General features: G+C 44.3%; 11 protein-coding genes. 6 read left to right on the top strand and 5 right to left on the bottom strand.

Features of this window, described 5'->3' with window-relative positions; genetic code table 11:
- Nucleotides 1-216 precede the first annotated feature (216 nt).
- Nucleotides 217-1,578 carry a Gfo/Idh/MocA family oxidoreductase gene (locus DB520_RS14000; RefSeq protein WP_114750357.1) on the bottom strand — a complete coding sequence of 454 codons (1,362 nt, stop codon included), beginning with the start codon at nucleotides 1,576-1,578 and terminating at the stop codon, nucleotides 217-219.
- Between the two features lie 183 nt (nucleotides 1,579-1,761).
- Between DB520_RS14000 and DB520_RS13995 the strand changes: the two genes are divergently transcribed.
- The 6 genes from DB520_RS13995 (at nucleotide 1,762) to DB520_RS13970 (ending at nucleotide 9,839) form a co-directional block, all read left to right on the top strand.
- Complete coding sequence (locus tag DB520_RS13995) at nucleotides 1,762-2,910, top strand: sialidase family protein (RefSeq protein WP_114750356.1); 1,149 nt, start codon at nucleotides 1,762-1,764, stop codon at nucleotides 2,908-2,910.
- Nucleotides 2,911-2,975: 65 nt separating this feature from the next.
- Nucleotides 2,976-4,136, top strand: coding sequence for an FG-GAP repeat domain-containing protein (locus DB520_RS13990; protein WP_114750579.1), 1,161 nt, complete (start codon nucleotides 2,976-2,978; stop codon nucleotides 4,134-4,136).
- 488 nt (nucleotides 4,137-4,624) lie between these two features.
- On the top strand, nucleotides 4,625-6,220 hold the full coding sequence (locus tag DB520_RS13985; protein WP_114750355.1) for a fucose isomerase: 1,596 nt from the start codon (nucleotides 4,625-4,627) through the stop codon (nucleotides 6,218-6,220).
- The gene (locus DB520_RS13980; RefSeq protein WP_232834981.1) at nucleotides 6,210-7,388 is read left to right on the top strand and encodes a sialidase family protein; all 1,179 of its coding nucleotides are present in this window, start codon (nucleotides 6,210-6,212) and stop codon (nucleotides 7,386-7,388) included. The genes DB520_RS13985 and DB520_RS13980 overlap by 11 nt, the downstream gene beginning before the upstream one ends.
- A gap of 18 nt (nucleotides 7,389-7,406) precedes the next feature.
- Nucleotides 7,407-8,330: a dihydrodipicolinate synthase family protein gene (locus DB520_RS13975; RefSeq protein WP_114750354.1), complete on the top strand. Its 924-nt coding sequence runs from the start codon at nucleotides 7,407-7,409 to the stop codon at nucleotides 8,328-8,330.
- Nucleotides 8,331-8,351: 21 nt separating this feature from the next.
- On the top strand, nucleotides 8,352-9,839 hold the full coding sequence (locus DB520_RS13970) for a sodium:solute symporter (RefSeq protein WP_114750353.1): 1,488 nt from the start codon (nucleotides 8,352-8,354) through the stop codon (nucleotides 9,837-9,839).
- Nucleotides 9,840-9,904: 65 nt separating this feature from the next.
- Here DB520_RS13970 and DB520_RS13965 read toward each other — a convergent pair whose 3' ends face one another.
- The 4 genes from DB520_RS13965 to DB520_RS13950 all read right to left on the bottom strand — a co-directional run bounded on the left by DB520_RS13965 (nucleotide 9,905) and on the right by DB520_RS13950 (nucleotide 16,252).
- Nucleotides 9,905-11,704: an alpha-amylase family glycosyl hydrolase gene (locus tag DB520_RS13965; RefSeq protein ID WP_114750577.1), complete on the bottom strand. Its 1,800-nt coding sequence runs from the start codon at nucleotides 11,702-11,704 to the stop codon at nucleotides 9,905-9,907.
- An 86-nt stretch (nucleotides 11,705-11,790) separates the two neighbouring features.
- On the bottom strand, nucleotides 11,791-12,453 hold the full coding sequence (locus DB520_RS13960; RefSeq protein ID WP_114750352.1) for an MCP four helix bundle domain-containing protein: 663 nt from the start codon (nucleotides 12,451-12,453) through the stop codon (nucleotides 11,791-11,793).
- Nucleotides 12,454-12,612: 159 nt separating this feature from the next.
- A complete protein-coding gene (locus tag DB520_RS13955; protein ID WP_198675344.1) occupies nucleotides 12,613-14,595 on the bottom strand; it encodes an ATP-binding protein in 1,983 nt (660 codons plus the stop codon).
- 679 nt (nucleotides 14,596-15,274) lie between these two features.
- Entirely contained in the window at nucleotides 15,275-16,252 is a 978-nt protein-coding gene (locus tag DB520_RS13950; protein ID WP_114750350.1) for an NAD(P)H-quinone oxidoreductase, read from the bottom strand.
- Nucleotides 16,253-16,269: the final 17 nt, after the last annotated feature.

The following is a 16,269-nucleotide window of genomic DNA, read 5'->3' as shown; positions in this document are numbered from 1 at the left end:
GAATCTCGCAGTCTATAATCATCCCAGTGTGTGACGTGCACGTCATGCCCTGACTGCCGTCAGGACAGGCTCGATTTCATATAATAAGTTTCTTTGGTAAATGTATACGGTATACAAAATTAATCTAATCTTCCATAAAAACAACTCCCGACTGAATTTATCTCAACTTTTTGATAAATCCAGGCGGGAGTAAGGTCAGGTTATGAGCACTTTTAATTAAACAGTGTCTGGATCAGGATGTTGGTATCCTGTCCTGTAGTTTCTCTTCAGCATATTGGTGGCCTCCTCGTCGTCTATTACCACTCTATTTTGTGGGTCATACCGCAAGGGCCTGCCCAGTTCCATGGACATGTTTGCCAAAATACAGCTTGCAGTGGAAATATGGCCTTCTTCTACATCTGCAATTGGCCTGCCCCCATCTTCTATTGCTTTTAAAAAATCTACCATTTGTCTTCTGGTAGCGGGTGCTGCATGAAGTTCCATGCCATCTTCGTCCAAGTCCTCAGGGTATTTTTCCTTTTCGTACATGGTCTCTTGCATGATTTTTTCCCCGTCTTTGTGTTGGGGGATAAACTCGTACTTCATTACCGATGCTTTGAGAGTCCCTTTATCCCCATAGATTTTATATGCCCATGGATATTCCGGATCCTGTGGTGTTCCCCAGGATCTGTGGTTCCATACGCAGTCCAGCCCATCGTATTCAAAAGTGGCGGTTTGTGTATCTGCTATGGTGGCCCTGCTATCTTTTTGCACATAAATACCCCCAGTCGCATATACACTATTGGGCCATCCTAAACCCAGAGTCCACCTTACTGCATCAAACATATGCACGCACATGTCACCGGTAATACCGTTACTGTATTCCATCATTGCCCTCCACCATCTTCGATGCGGCAGTCCAATAAAAGGTAGCATAGGGGCTGGACCTGTCCATTTTTCGTAATCAAAGAAGTCTGGAACAGGTTGCTCTGGGGGATTGGCATCTGCCCTCATGTGGTAATAACAGCACATTTCGGCATGGGAAACCTTACCCAAAAGTCCTGCGTCCATTACTTTCTTTTTGGCATCCACTAAATGCGGGGTACTTCTACGCTGTGTGCCTATCTGTACCACCCTGTCATATTTTCTTGCCGCTGCAAGGATGGCTTCTCCCTCAATCACATCCACACTTATGGGTTTTTGAAGATATACATGTGCCCCGGCCTTGATGGCATCTATAGCATGTAGGGCATGCCAATGGTCCGGGCTGCCTACCAAGATGATATCAAACTTGTTTTCGGACAGCATCTTCTTGTAATCTGCATATTTTTTGGGTGTTTTGCCTGATTCCTGTCGCTGGCTGACCAAATTGGCAGCTTCATCCAACATGTTTTTATCAGGGTCAGCAAGTGCCACCACATCTACTGGAGCCACTTGGATAAGTCGAAAAAGATCACTTTTGCCGTACCATCCGGAGCCAATCAACCCTACCTTGTAGGGATCTTTCCTATCCATCCACTCCATACCATGGGCACCAAAAGCGGTAAGGGCAAGCATAGCTGTGCTTCCTTTGATAAAATGTCTTCGGTTAAGATTCATTTGAATAAAGGGTTTATTTCTGTTTATTGAATATTTGGGAACTTTTGAAATTTCAATTTATGAAAAAAAACAGGTTATCCATGGTTTTATCCTTTTTCTAATGACTTTTGGTGGTTTTTTCTTTTAAACGGCTGCCACATCTATTAATTTACGAATCCTTTAGGAGTGTAAACCCAATCAATAATGAACCGAATCTCAATAGTTACCTGCTTAATTTGTTTTTTCCTGAATCCCTTACTTATTCTTGGACAGGATGATTCCTTTTTGCAGCCTGCTGAACTTATTTCATTACCAAGTTCAATAGATATTTATAAGCCGGAATCTCGGGAGTTTACGGGAATATCCAGTTTGGCTGTCACAGAAAAGGGCCATGTATGGGCAGTTTGGTACACTGGTATAACCCCCGATGAAGACCATAACAATTATGTGGTGCTTGCCCATAGTGAAGATGGGGGGCAGGAGTGGAAAGAAGTAATGGCAATAGACCCCGATGGAGATGGGCCTGTACGTGCCTTCGACCCGGAGATTTGGTTGGATCCAGATGGTAAGCTTTGGGTATTTTGGGCACAGACTATAGGTAAAGACGGCACAGTGGCAGGTGTTTGGGCCATTACTGCTGAAAACCCCTCCACGGGAAGCCCAACATGGTCTGCCCCAAAGCGATTGACTGACGGGGTAATGATGTGTAAACCTACCGTATTAAGTACAGGTGAATGGGTTCTGCCTTCCTCTACCTGGAGAAAAACAGACAACAGTGCCAAGATGGTGGTATCCACGGACAAGGGAGCAACTTGGCAGGTGAGGGGAGCCGTGCATGTGCCTGAGGAAAACAGGGTATTTGATGAACACATCATTGTAGAGAAGAAGGACGGTACCTTGTGGATGTTGCTTAGAACCAATTATGGAATAGGGGAAAGTTTTTCCTCAGACAGGGGCCAAACCTGGTCATCCCTTCAGGCTAGTCCTTTTGAGCATCCCAGTGCAAGGTTTTTTATCACCCGATTGCAGTCTGAAAACCTACTTTTAATCAAACACGGTCCTAAAACTGTAAAAACAGGAAGATCCCACCTAATGGCCTTTATCTCCCTGGACGATGGGGAAACATGGTCACGGGGCTTACTGCTTGACGAACGTCCGGGTGTTTCTTATCCAGATGGACAGCAGCACAAAGATGGGGACTTCTTCCTTACCTATGATTTTGACAGGAGAGAGTCACAGGAAATTTTGATGACTACATTTAGTGAAGAGGATGTGCTGGCCAATGATTATGACAATCGTCTCTTTAGGGTGTTTGAAAACAGGAAAGTAATAGGAAAAGGGGGGGAGCAATGAGGGATGTCCATTTCTATACACGACTTGCCTTGATATGGTTATTGGTTGGAATAACTGGAATTCCTATGGCAGCAGGACAGGATTCAGGCCCTTGGAAGAGGCATGTCATTGACGACAGTTCTCTGGGCTCGGATGGTACCAAACTTGCCGATGTGAATCAAAATGGACACATGGATATTGTGGTTGGCTGGGAAGAGGGCGGAGTGACCAGGCTCTACTTTAACCCCGGCAAGGTAGAAGAAACTTGGGAATATGTGGAGGTGCCTTCCCCAGATGTGGAAGATGCATTTGCGGTAGATTTGGATGGTGACGGTTTTATGGACTTGGTTACCTTTTCTGAAGGTGAACACCAGCGTATTACAGTACACTGGGCACCCTCCGATAGCCTTGCCTACAGGGATTCCCGCAGGTGGGTTAGCGAGGATATTCCCGTTACGGTGAAAATGACCAAGTGGATGTTTGGAAGGGCGGTGGACATAGATGGCCAAAATGGCGTGGACCTGATAGTGGGCTCAAAAAACCCGAATGGAAGGCTGGGCTGGCTGGAGTCTCCAGAAAACCCCAGAGACCTTTCTGCCTGGAATTATCATCACCTTTCCGATGCTGGTTGGATCATGTCTATAGAATGGATGGACATGGATAAGGATGGCATACAGGATATCTTGATTACCGATAGGTATGGAGAACTTTCTGGTCTTAGGTGGCTGAAAAACCCAGGGCAAGGGGAAGGGCTGTCTCAACCATGGGAAAACCACTTTATCGGGTTGAGGGAGGGAGAACCCATGTTTTTGGGACTTGCCGATATTCCTCCCCTAAATGGCTCAGGACTGCCTGGCATCATTGTGCCGGATTTGACCAATGGATGGGAAATTTTTGTTTTTGAGGGCGACACCTGGACTAGTCAGTTGCTCCCCTACCCAAGCATAAGTGGTACCAGGGGAAAATCAGTAGCAGTGGCAGATATCCGCCTAACCGGAGAATGGGATCTTTTGGCTTCTTTTGAAGGTGCCAAGGACCAATCAGGAGTAATAGGCATGGGGGATTTTCTGGCCGATAAGCCTTTCCTTATGGACATAAGTGGTAAGGAGGGGGTGAAATATGATTTCATCGTACTTATTGATATGGATGGGGATGGGGATTTGGACATACTTACCTGTGAGGAAACCGGTTATGATGGAAGCAAGAGTGGTTTGGGGGTAATTTGGTACGAAAACCCTGCTAGGTAAGAATTAAAAAAGCTAGATAAGCAAGGGTACTTTTGGGAATCTACATAGTAGTAAGGGATAAGAAATAGAGGATAACAGCAATTCTTCAGGAAAATGACCACTTGCTTTTGGAAAGGGTCGAGTAGGAATAGCAGGGACAATTTTCTACATCTGAAAAATTGATTATGGAAAAAATGAAATCGAGTAGGAGGAGTACCTTACAAGGAAGGATGCCCCCAGATAGCTATTGGGGTAGGCTAACCTTCCTGACGGCAGTCAGGTCTGTTCTCTAAAAAAGCAATTAAAAACACATGAAATGCCCATGAGAAAGTATTCTCACACAGGGGGATGATTAATCTGGGCATTCCATCTGACCGCTGAAAAAAAAATTTTAAACAGATGAAATCGAGCCTGCCTGGACGGCAGTCAGGCATGACGAAGACGACACACAGAGGGATGATTATCGTAGCGAGATTCCATATTGCCTATAAAAAGCAAATTATAATCCTATGAAAAATGAAGTTTATATAGTGGCGAGTGGGGATTCCAGGCTCTCTGCAAACCGGACCTGCTGGGAAACCCAAAAGGCTATGGAGGCGGACTTGGAGAAAGTGCTCCTCAAAATGGGATATGAGCCTGTAAGGGCACATGTGGTGGATGAGAAGAAGGGCCATGGTTTTATTGATTCCCAAAAAATGGGCATAGAGGTATTCAAAAAACTGGATGCCCAAAAACCTATAATAGTAGCAGAGAGTGTTTGGCAATACACCCATCATGTTTTGGCAGGCCTAAGCACCCACCAGGGTCCAATACTCACCCTAGCAAATTGGAGTGGGCAATGGCCCGGACTGGTAGGTATGTTGAACCTGAACGGATCCCTCACTAAGGCAGGAGTGGATTATTCTACCCTTTGGAGCAAGGATTTTGGAGACGAGTTTTTCGCTCAGGCATTAAAGGAATGGTTTTCTTCGGGTAGGATCAATCATAATCTTAGTCACGTAAAGGATTTCGATCCCGGCAAAATTGACTCTTCCGCATTGGATCTGGGCAAAGGCTTTGCCAAGGATTTTCGTTCTGAGAAAGCAATTATGGGTGTTTTCGATGAGGGGTGTATGGGCATGTTCAATGCTATTATACCTGACCATTTATTGCATCCTACCGGTGTATTTAAGGAAAGGTTGAGCCAATCCACCTTATTTGCTGCTATGCAAGAAGTGGAAGACAGGGAAGCGGAGGATATCCTCTCTTGGTTGCTAGAAAAGGGGATGCAGTTTGACTGGGGCCAGGATCCGGCTTCAGAACTCACCAGGGAGCAGACTCTGGAGCAGTGCAAAATGTATATTGCGGCCCTGAGACTTGCGGATTCCTTCGGGTGTGACACCATTGGTATTCAGTATCAATTGGGACTCAAGGACCTCACTGTAGCCAGTGACCTTGCCGAAGGACTGCTAAATAATACAGATAGACCCCCTGTAAAAAACAGTGCAGGTGCCGTTGTTTATCCAGAGAGGGCTTTACCACATTTCAATGAAGTGGATGAATGTGCAGGTCTGGATAGCCTTCTTACTTATAAGTTATGGGAAAAACTAGGCATGTTGGGGGACAATACCCTACATGACCTGAGGTGGGGGGAGCATTATAGCGGAAATGGTGTAGATGATTTTATTTGGGTGTTGCTTATTTCAGGTGCTGCACCACCATCGCACTTTATCGGTGGATACCGGGGTGCAAGGAGTGAACGCCAACCTCCCATGTATTTCCAAAAAGGAGGAGGTAGCCTTAAAGGGGTAAGCAGGCCGGGAAGTATTGTTTGGAGCCGTGTTTTCATCATGAACGGACAGTTGCATTGTGATCTGGGTGTAGGAGAAGTAGTAGACTTACCGGAAGAAGAAACCCAAAGGAGGTGGCAGGCAACCACACCTGCCTGGCCCATCATGCATGCAAAGTTGGAAGGTGTAAGCAGGGATCAGATGATGGCTAGGCACAAGGCCAACCATATACAAGTGGTATATGCAAATGACAAAGAATCGGCCTTTTTTGCCTGTCAGGCAAAGGCGGCTGTAATGGACGAATTGGGAATTAAAGTTTCATTCTGTGGGATATAGCAAGTATATTCTTTTGCAAAGACTGGGTGCAATCCTGCTGACAGGTTGTTTTATACTTGCTGTGGTGGGTTGTAGCAGAAGCCCTAAGGTGCTGAGTCAAAAAGATGACACCAATGATATTACGGGGAATTTCTATCTTCCTGCGAAGGCTAATCCCGGAGATCCCGGACTGCTATTTGCCGAATTACTATACCCATTGGATGACAAGCCTACTCCTCAGTGTCATGCTTCCACTATTGTGGAAACGGACCGGGGACTTGCAGTGGCCTTTTTTGCCGGCACTCATGAAAAACACCCCGACGTAGGGATATGGTTTTCCAGGATGGAGAACAACACATGGTCTCGACCAATTGAAGTAGCCAATGGGGTAATGGATGAAGAAACACGATATCCCTGTTGGAACCCCGTGCTTTTCCAGCCCAGCACAGGACCTTTAATGCTTTTCTATAAGGTCGGTCCCAGTCCTATGGAATGGTGGGGAATGCTTATGACCTCCACGGATGGAGGCCAGACCTGGTCGGAGCCCCGTAAGCTGGGAGAGGATCCAACCATAGGGCATCTCTTAGGTCCCATAAAGAACAAACCTGTGGAATTGGCAAATGGGATCTTAATTAGCCCCTCCAGCACGGAAGAAGTGGGAGAAGAGACGCTTTGGAGGGTGCATTTTGAAATCAGCAAGGATATGGGAGAAACCTGGGAAGTGATAGGGCCTATCAATGATGGAGAAGAATTTGATGCCATTCAACCCAGTATTTTGGTGCATGATCCACAAAGACTTCAGATTCTTTGCCGTACACGTGAGAATGTAATTGCCACCAGTTTCTCCGAAGATGCAGGCCGAACCTGGTCAGATTTGAAAGGGACGGAACTTCCCAATCCCAATTCTGGCACGGATGCGGTTACCCTGACGGATGGAAGACATTTATTGGTCTATAACCACAGCACTAAGGAAGGGGAAGAACCAAAGGGAAGAAACCTTCTCAACTTGGCCATTTCAGCCGATGGGGAGGAGTGGCTACCTGTAATGACCCTAGAAGACGAGCCTATCCGTGCCGGGTATGCCTACCCAGCAATCATCCAATCCAGGGATGGTCTGGTACATATCACCTATACCTATAACAGAGAATCTATCAAGTACATGTTGGTTGACCCCTCCGTATTTGACTAATCCCAAAAATGAAGAAAAATGTCTAAAATTAAAGATAAACCTTTACGCGGAATTATACCGCCTTTGGTCACTCCCTTAAAGGATGATCAACATCTGGATCTCAGTTCGCTTGAAAACTTGGTAAACCACCTGTTGGGGGGTGGGGTACACGGTTTGTTTATTTTAGGGACTACTGGGGAATGTACCAGTCTTTCTTATGCGATAAGAAAAATGATGATCAAAGAAGTCTGTGATCTGGTGAATGGAAAGATCCCCGTGCTTGTGGGGATTTCGGACACAGCACCGGAAGAGAGTTTGCTTTTGGCAAAATATGCCGCTGAACATGGAGCGGCAGCTACTGTATTGGCACCACCTTCTTATTTTGGGTTGGCACAAGCCGAACTTGTGACCTATTTCAAGCAGTTGGCAGATGCAAGCCCGCTGCCTATGTTTGTCTACAATATGCCCTCACACACCAAGACGATGATCAGCATAGAAACGGCCAAAGCAGTCTCCGACCATACCAATATTATTGGTTTTAAGGACAGCTCTGCCAATGGTACCTATTTTAACGGGCTAATCCATGCATTTAAGAGCCGGAAGGAGTTCACCCTTCTTATGGGGCCAGAAGAAATGATGGCCCAGGCGGTGATTATGGGAGGGCATGGTGGCATCAGTGGTGGTGCCAATATGTTTCCGAAATTATACGTAAAACTATACGAGGCAGCCAAAAGTGGGAACTTGGAGCAGGTAGTTATATTGCAACAAAAGGTGATGGAAATATCTGAGAAAATCTATGCCTTGGGCACATATGGGTCTAGTTATTTAAAAGGCCTAAAAGGTGCCCTGTCCCTTCTCGGGCTTTGCCCAAACTTTTTGGCTAGCCCCTACCAGGCATTTGGCAAAGAGGCTATGAATACATTAAAACAAAATTTGGAATCCATAGCCGGGATCCCGGCATAATCCTGAAGATCCGAATCATTCATGCAGTTACCAATAATCGATCTCGTCGTTTTTTTAATTTATATGTTGGCCATTGTACTTTTTGGTGCCTCCTTTTACTTCAAGAAAAGATCCGCCGATGATTATATCAGGGGAGGAGGGAGGTTACCCTCTTGGGCAATAGGGATGTCGATTTTCGCCACCTTCGTAAGCAGCATAAGTTTTCTTGCCTTGCCCGGAAGCGCGTATTTATCCAATTGGAACGGTTTTGTCTTTAGCCTTTCCATACCTGTCGCGGCCATCCTGGCAGTGAAGTTCTTTGTACCCCTCTATAGAGGTATAAAAAACCCTTCTGCTTACTACTATCTCGAAACCAAGTTTGGATCCTGGGCGAGGACTTATGCCTCTATTTGCTACCTGCTGACCCAATTGGCAAGGATGGGGGCTATTCTATATCTGCTTGCTTTGCCTATGAATGCCTTGTTTGGATGGAGTATTCCTCTGATTATCCTTGTAACGGGAGTAAGTGTACTGGTGTATGCCATCCTGGGTGGTTTTGAAGCTGTGATTTGGACCGATGCGGTACAGGGAATCATCCTTATTACCGGTGCATTGACCTGTGCCCTAATACTTGTGTTTTCCATGCCCGAAGGGCCGATGCAGATGGTGGAAATTGCAAAACAAGATCAGAAGTTCAGTTTGGGCAGTTTTGGGATTAGCCTTTCTGAGGCCACTTTTTGGGTGATCCTTGTTTATGGGTTGTTTATCAACCTCCAAAATTTCGGGGTGGATCAAAACTACGTTCAACGTTATCTGAGTGCAAAGAATGACAAGGAAGCTGTGAAGAGTACCCTGTTGGGTAGCTTGTTATACGTTCCTGTTTCTTTGTTGTTTTTCTTTATAGGTACTGCCCTGTATGCTTATTATCAAGCCATGCCTGGGCTTTTGCCGGAGGCCCTTTCTAGCATCGAGGAGGCGGACAAAATTTTTCCATATTTCATTGTGAATGGCCTTCCCACGGGGATGACAGGTTTATTGATAGCCTCGATTTTTGCCGCTGGAATGAGTACAATAAGTACAAGCATCAACAGTTCGGCCACTATACTTCTGACTGACCATGTGAAAAAATACCTAAGACCAAATCTATCCGGAAAGGGTGAAATGAAGGTGTTGTTTTTGGCGTCCTTCTTTATGGGGGCACTCAGCATAGTGGTGGCCTTGGCCTTTAGCGGAGTCACTAGTGCCCTGGACGCATGGTGGGCGCTGTCTGCCATCTTTAGTGGGGGGATTTTGGGTTTGTTTCTTTTGGGGTATGTTGGAAGGAACATCAGGAGAAAATTCGCCGCAATAGGGGTGATCCTGGGAGTATTGGTCATTGCTTGGATGAGCCTTTCCCCGAGTCTTGCCGAAGAGCAGAGCTGGAGCAGCCCCTTTCATACTAATTTGACTATCGTGTTTGGCACCTTGGTGATCTTTCTTACGGGATTTCTACTGTCTGCTTTGTATCATCATAGAAATGGGAAAAAGTAATTCATTAGCTTCTAAAGGTTTGGGGCATAAGGGTGGGTTGTTAGAAAGTTAAGTGTTTTAAGTGCTCATTTTGACATAATTATCCCACCATAAGCAGGCAAATCGACGAGTATCGAATAGGGACTTTCCTCGTAGTCAGATTCCTCCGGATGTACTACCACTAGATTTACCTTAGAGAAATCCTTATCATAGCCTTGCCAGCCACTGTTAAAGCGTACTTCTAAGGGCTCTTTTTGACCTATGCCTATCCTATATCCCTCATGTTTATGATGGGAGAAATTGAGTATTACGGTGGTGGGGTTTTCCTTGTGCTCATGGTGTATCCGCTGATAGGCAATCACCAGGTTTTCTTGGTTAAAATGGATGACCATGGTGTCATTTCCCTGAAGGCCTATACAGAATTGTTCATCCCCTTTTCTCAGACGAATTAGGTCCATATATAATTGGGTGATACCTTCCATACTTGCTACTCTTCCCCAATCAATAATTTGGTCATCAGAGAAATATTTGAATGCCAAAAATTCCTGACCTTGAAAAATCATGGGTATGCCTGGCGAGGTAAAGAGCAATAAAGCCCCCAAAGTGCTTTTTTTCTTGGCAAACTCCCCTTCTGCATCGCCGGGGGAGATTTCTTCCGGAAGCCTCGTAGAACCATTTGCCACTGAATCATGGGATTCTGTGAAGATCACCCGTTGAAAAGCATCGTTGTTGAACCTTTGGAGTAGGCTTTCCACCACCTCTTGGAGATTTCTGTGCCTGTCCGTAACTTCCTTCAAAACACGCTTAATGGAATGCTCAAACCCAGGGCCCCATTGGGTGTGAAATCCCAGGCCATTGGTGTCAATAGGTGAAGTGACCCGGGAGTCAAACTTGAGGTCTTCGGCAATAAGGATTTTATGGGGATGTTTTTCACGCAATTCTTTATTTAGCATCTGCAAAAACTGATATCCTTCCTGGATTTCCTGTTTATCTTTTAGGGTGCCCCCCTCTAAATAACGGATAAATGCGGTAGCATCATACCGTAATCCGTCACAATGATAGACTTCCAGCCACATGAAAGCATTGTCTCTCAGGTAATTGCAAACCTCCTGTCTTCCGTAGTCCGGTCTGTTTTCCCCCCAAGGTGTTTTAGATAGGTGGTTGTTATAAAAATATATTCCTCCTTTGCCGTTTTCATGCCATCCGTCAAACTGCCACAAGTCCAAATCCCCTGGGCCAAAGTGGTTAAAGATAACATCCATGATGACAGCTATGCCTCTTTTGTGGGCTTCGTTGACAAAATAAACTAGCCCTTCCGGCCCTCCGTAGTCGGTTTCGATAGCAAAAGGACAAGCAGGGTTGTATCCCCAAGACTTATTGCCTTCAAATTCCATCACCGGCATGATTTCTATGGCATTGATGCCCAAGGATACCAGGTGATCCAGCTTTTCCGCTGCAGCATAAAAATCCCCTACTTCCTTATTTTCAGGCCTATTAAAAGTACCTATGTGCAATTCATAAATGACCAACTTGTTAAAATCCGGCATGGAGAAATCCTTGTCCTCCCAGTCGGGACTATGCTGGTAGATGACGGAGTTGCCACTGCTGTGTTGCATTTTCCTGGCATAAGGGTCATTTTTTACCAGTTTTTGGTCTCCATTTATGATTACATATTTGTATTCATCTCCATCTTTGGCATCAGGGAGAAAGGTTGCCCAATAGCCATTTTCCTCGTGGCTGAGGGGGTGCTTTTCCTGGTTCCAATCGTTGAAACTACCGGTCACGAATACCTGATCGGCGTTTGGAGCCCAAACCCGAAAAGTTACTCCTTTTTTTTCGGAAGGGATACTTCCCATCCCCGCTGAGGGTTTTATTTGGTCTTGCATGTAATAGGGTATAGGGTAAAATATACCCATCAGCAAATTTGATACCCTTTATGCCTATTAAAGTTAAAAATTGAAAGGAAAGCAAGTTACTTGTCCATCGTCATGGATTGCTTTTTAATGGATTTATTGGTAAAAATCAGTACGGCTATGATAATAAGTAGGATAAATAGCACCGCATATTCAAACTGCAACCATATGTCTGACCTGGCTTTTATTTCAAAAGTTTTATCCGTTAGTTTTTCACCTTCTTGAATCTGAATGAGGGATAATTCCCTTAAGTCGTTAAACACCCGCTCAAAGTCAGCATTAAATCTTTGTATGGAAGTTTCATACCCCTGTGCACCCTCCTGCACATCCTTAAAATAACTTTCGATTTCCAGTCTTTCTTCTACCAATTCTTTAAATTCCATCAGGTATTCAGCTTCCTTGGGAGTAAGGTGGGTTTGCTCGAAGTCCCCAATAATGGCAAGGATTTGATTATGGTATTCGATAACCTCACTTTGGATTTCCAGATATTCCTTCATGGAACTGGTTTGAGTAACCAAAATGCGCATCCTAAAAAGCATTTCCGAGATTCTAAAGATATGGTCCTGGACCACCAATCTATCTTCATATACCGAAACAAAAGAAGCCTCGAGTTCATCCACATTTTTTTTATCAATAAGACTTTTGATAAAAATCAAAAACAAAATCGCACTTAGGGCTATGGCAATTTTAACTTTAAACTTGATGAACTTGTTGTTTTTCATAACCGCCTCCTTGAATTTGCTGCTTAACTTACATTTGTCTAATGTACAAAAATTCGGGAATTAAAACTGGAACCAGCTTGAAAGAGTGTTTTCTCATTTTATTTTCGAAACCTCTCCTGAAGTCTTTTAGGTTTCGGATATAAATTATTCCCTACTTTCTTATGGCCGGGCAGGAAGGCTCAATGTGAACTTACTTCCTTTACCCAATTGGCTTTGGGCACGGATTTCACCTTGGTTGGAGACCACGAAGTCCCTGACAAGTAGCAGTCCCAATCCAGTGCCCTTTTCACCGGCCGTTCCGTATTTTTTGTTTGAAACGTTCATTTTGAAAAGGTTATTCAGTTCGGGTTGATCCATGCCAATACCCGAATCTTCCACGGTGATTTCCCAATATGAATCGGCCTTTTTAGAAGCGGAAACAGTAATTTTCCCTCCATCGGGGGTAAATTTAAGGGCATTATGAACCAGGTTCCTAAGGATCAGGTTTAACTGGTCTTTATCTACCATACAGCAAATGGATTGGGTGACTTCATTTTGGAGGAGTACGTTTTTCGCATCTGCCTGGCTTTGGTACAACTCGATAATCTCCGAAATTACCGGGTTTATGGTTATTGGCTCAGGGTGGGCAGTGATTCCTTTCATCTGGCCCTTGGCCCAATGCAACAGGTTGATTAGGGTAAAATGAACCTGCTCTACCTCGTGTTTCAGCTTATGGGTAACAAGGTTAAACTCTTCTTGGGATAGATTTTCGTCCAGTGAATATTGCATCAGTCCTTTTAGGGAATTGATGGGGCTTCGAAGGTCATGGCTCACGATCGAAAAAAGCTTGTCCTTGGTTTTATTGGTTTCGTCAAGATCCTTGGCGATTTTTTCTATTTCCTCTTTTTGTAGGGTAATTTCCCTGTTAAGTTTTTCCAATTCCGCTTTTTGTTGGGTTACCAGGTTTCTTGCTTTCCTTTGCTTTCGCGTGGACCTGATGGCAATAAAAAGAGCCAGCAACAAAAATAAGGAAAGTAGGATTACACTGTTTCTGGTGATTTTAGCCCACTCCTTTTCCCTTTCCAACTCCTGTTCTCTTTGTTGCTGGACAAGGCTATCCCTTAATTTGTCGAATTCGTATTTTGTCGCTAGCTCCTTTGCCACGCTTTCGGATTCTAGGCTGTAGATACTGTCAGAATAGGCTTTGTACTGACGATGGTGATAAAGTGCGGTAAGGCCATTTTCTAGTTTCTCAAAAATATCACTGAGTAAGGAGTGGCCCTTGGCGATGTTTGTTTTGATACCACTATTTTCGGCAATTTCTAGTGCTTTTTGGGTTTTTTTTAAGGCCTCTTGGTAATTTTCCTTCCTGAAATAGGCCTCTCCTAATCCTAATAGGTCATAACTGATACCTACCATATCACCCATTTCCTCGTCTACCGACCAAGCCTCTTCGAAATTTTCTATGGCCCGATCAAATTCCCCTTTTTGTATTTGGATGTCTCCAATATTATAATGACTTACTGAAATCATTTGTTTATCGTTCACTTCCCTGCCCAATTGAAGACTTTCAGTGTAATAGTCAAGAGCTTCTTCCAATTCTCCCAGGTTCTTCTTAACCAAAGCAATATTACTGTAGGTAGATGCCAAACCGGTTTTATCCTCCAACTCACCCCGGATCGCCAAAGCCCTTTCCAAATACTGCAATGCCCTATCATAGGCCTCCATTTCCGTGAATACCAGTCCGAGGTTGTTTAGAGTACTTGGTATTTCAGCCTGGAAGCCCTCGTCCTCTTTGATCTTAAGTGCATCCAAATAATGCTCCACCGCATCATCGTAAAGGCCTTGGTCAAAAAAATTCAAGCCCATACTGTGTAGTATGCGTGCCTTGCCGAATTGATAATTGGATTGGTCAGCCGTTTGAAGGCCCCTGTTTAGGTGCAATAGGGCATTGGAATAATTCCCCATCTTGTTATAATAACCACCTATGTTATAAAAAGCATCGGCAACCCCTTCCTCATATCCGATTGCCTCACTGATTTCTAGGGCCCGTTGACCATAAATGAAGGTTGAATCAGGGTAGCGGTTATAGCTAGAAGTAGCTAGTGCATTCAACACATCTGCATATTCTCTGGATAAACGGGACTTATCCACGGACTCCATCCGTAAAAGGGTATTTCTGAGACTGTCTATTTGTGAAGTCGTGTCAGATTGAGAAAAACCCAAGTTCGAAAAAAGTAAAAATATCAAAAAAACACCTCTTGCCAATTTTTCTAACAAGTTATTGGCCCTTTCAGACCATCTTAAAATTTTGGAAAGTAATAAAATCATTAACGTGAAACAGATAGTTTTCCATTATTTCCCGCCTCATCGAATGTTAGATTTAACTTTAGTATTGTACCCTTGAGTTTCCATAAATTTAATGAATACAAGCTATATCCTCCTTTTCTTAGCCTTAGCAAGCTAAAGATTTACTTTAATTTTTCAAATATTTGTAATAAATCCTTTACGAATGGCTTGGCCATATTCCAATTGAAGATTTAATAGGAAAGAGGAAACTGCAATTGCTATTACCAAGTACCTTCTTTCATGGTAATTCAACACCATATTTGACCATAAATTTTAAAATAAATGTAGTTATTATTTATGAATTTTGGAATTTTATTTGCCGAAGCCTAGCTTTTATTTTTAGTTTTTGTTTTTTATTTCTTTTCTGTATTTCCTAATTCCACATTGAATAAGTCTTCAGCCCTCCAATTTACCCAAGTAATAACGCCTTTTATACTTTTTAAGTGTTTTAAATCTTGTAAAGGATAATTCTGATTAGGACAATATTTCGCAATTATTCTTCACAATTGAGCAAAATTTTGCCGATATGAGCGGAAGATTCCATCAAGGCATGGGCATCTGCGGCCTGGGCAAGTGGAAACACTTTGTGGATGACCGGTTTTATTTTGTCAGGGAAAAAGGGCCAAATTTCCGCCATAAGGGCTTTAGCGATTTTGGCCTTATAAGCTGAGCTTTGTGGCCTAAGGGTTGATCCGGTTATGGTTAGCTTTTTTACCATAACCCTGCGAAGGTCCACATTACTGTCTTTGCCGCCCATGGTATTGATCATAATAAGCCTTCCATTCTGGTTAAGTAGTTTTAAGTTTTTTGGCGTGTAGGACGCGCCTATCATATCCAAAACAATATCCAGTTTTATGCCCTTGTCCCTTAATACCTGCTCAAAATCCTCTGTATTATAATTGATGGCCTGGTCTGCACCGAGTCTACTGCAAAAGTTGCATTTATCCTCCGTACCTGCGGTGACATAGGCTTTTCCGCCCATGCCTTTTACCATCTGTATTGCCGCTACACCGATCCCGCTAGATCCTCCATGAACCAAAACGCGCTCCCCAGCCCTGAATTTTCCGATATCGAAGACGTTGTTCCATACCGTAAAGAAGGTTTCTGGAAGAGCCGCCGCTTCCAATACACTCACCCCCTCGGGTATTACAAGGCACTGCTCTTCAGGCACATTGATTTGGGTAGCGTAGCCCCCACCGGACACCAGTGCACACACCTGGTCACCCACCTCCCAGTTTTTCACAGATTCTCCCAGTTCGGTAATAGTGCCCGATATTTCCAGACCGGGTATATCCTGCGGGGCACCGGGAGGAGGTGGGTAATTGCCCTTTCGCTGTGCCACGTCAGGACGGTTTACCCCCGCAGCAGCCACCCTTATCTTGACCTCGTTGGATTGAAGGGGAGGAAGGTTGCTCTCTCTTAGCTGTAGCACTTCCGGGCCACCCGGATGGGGAATAATAATTGCTTTCATGCCAACGAAAATTTTTC

Source organism: Pleomorphovibrio marinus (genome assembly GCF_003347495.1).
In the GTDB taxonomy this organism is placed as follows: domain Bacteria; phylum Bacteroidota; class Bacteroidia; order Cytophagales; family Cyclobacteriaceae; genus Pleomorphovibrio; species Pleomorphovibrio marinus.
Note: the sequence above shows the minus strand (reverse complement) of the source record. Positions and strands in the feature narration are given on the sequence as shown.

Excerpts from the sequence above, each read along its gene's own strand:
- DB520_RS13975 (WP_114750354.1), top strand. The coding sequence starts at position 7,407 with ATGTCTAAAATTAAAGATAAACCTTTACGCGGAATTATACCGCCTTTG.
- DB520_RS13960 (WP_114750352.1), bottom strand. The coding sequence starts at position 12,453 with ATGAAAAACAACAAGTTCATCAAGTTTAAAGTTAAAATTGCCATAGCC.
- DB520_RS13965 (WP_114750577.1), bottom strand. The coding sequence starts at position 11,704 with ATGCAAGACCAAATAAAACCCTCAGCGGGGATGGGAAGTATCCCTTCC.
- DB520_RS14000 (WP_114750357.1), bottom strand. The coding sequence starts at position 1,578 with ATGAATCTTAACCGAAGACATTTTATCAAAGGAAGCACAGCTATGCTT.
- DB520_RS13990 (WP_114750579.1), top strand. The coding sequence starts at position 2,976 with ATGGCAGCAGGACAGGATTCAGGCCCTTGGAAGAGGCATGTCATTGAC.
- DB520_RS13995 (WP_114750356.1), top strand. The coding sequence starts at position 1,762 with ATGAACCGAATCTCAATAGTTACCTGCTTAATTTGTTTTTTCCTGAAT.
- DB520_RS13950 (WP_114750350.1), bottom strand. The coding sequence starts at position 16,252 with ATGAAAGCAATTATTATTCCCCATCCGGGTGGCCCGGAAGTGCTACAG.
- DB520_RS13955 (WP_198675344.1), bottom strand. The coding sequence starts at position 14,595 with ATGGAGTCCGTGGATAAGTCCCGTTTATCCAGAGAATATGCAGATGTG.
- DB520_RS13985 (WP_114750355.1), top strand. The coding sequence starts at position 4,625 with ATGAAAAATGAAGTTTATATAGTGGCGAGTGGGGATTCCAGGCTCTCT.
- DB520_RS13970 (WP_114750353.1), top strand. The coding sequence starts at position 8,352 with ATGCAGTTACCAATAATCGATCTCGTCGTTTTTTTAATTTATATGTTG.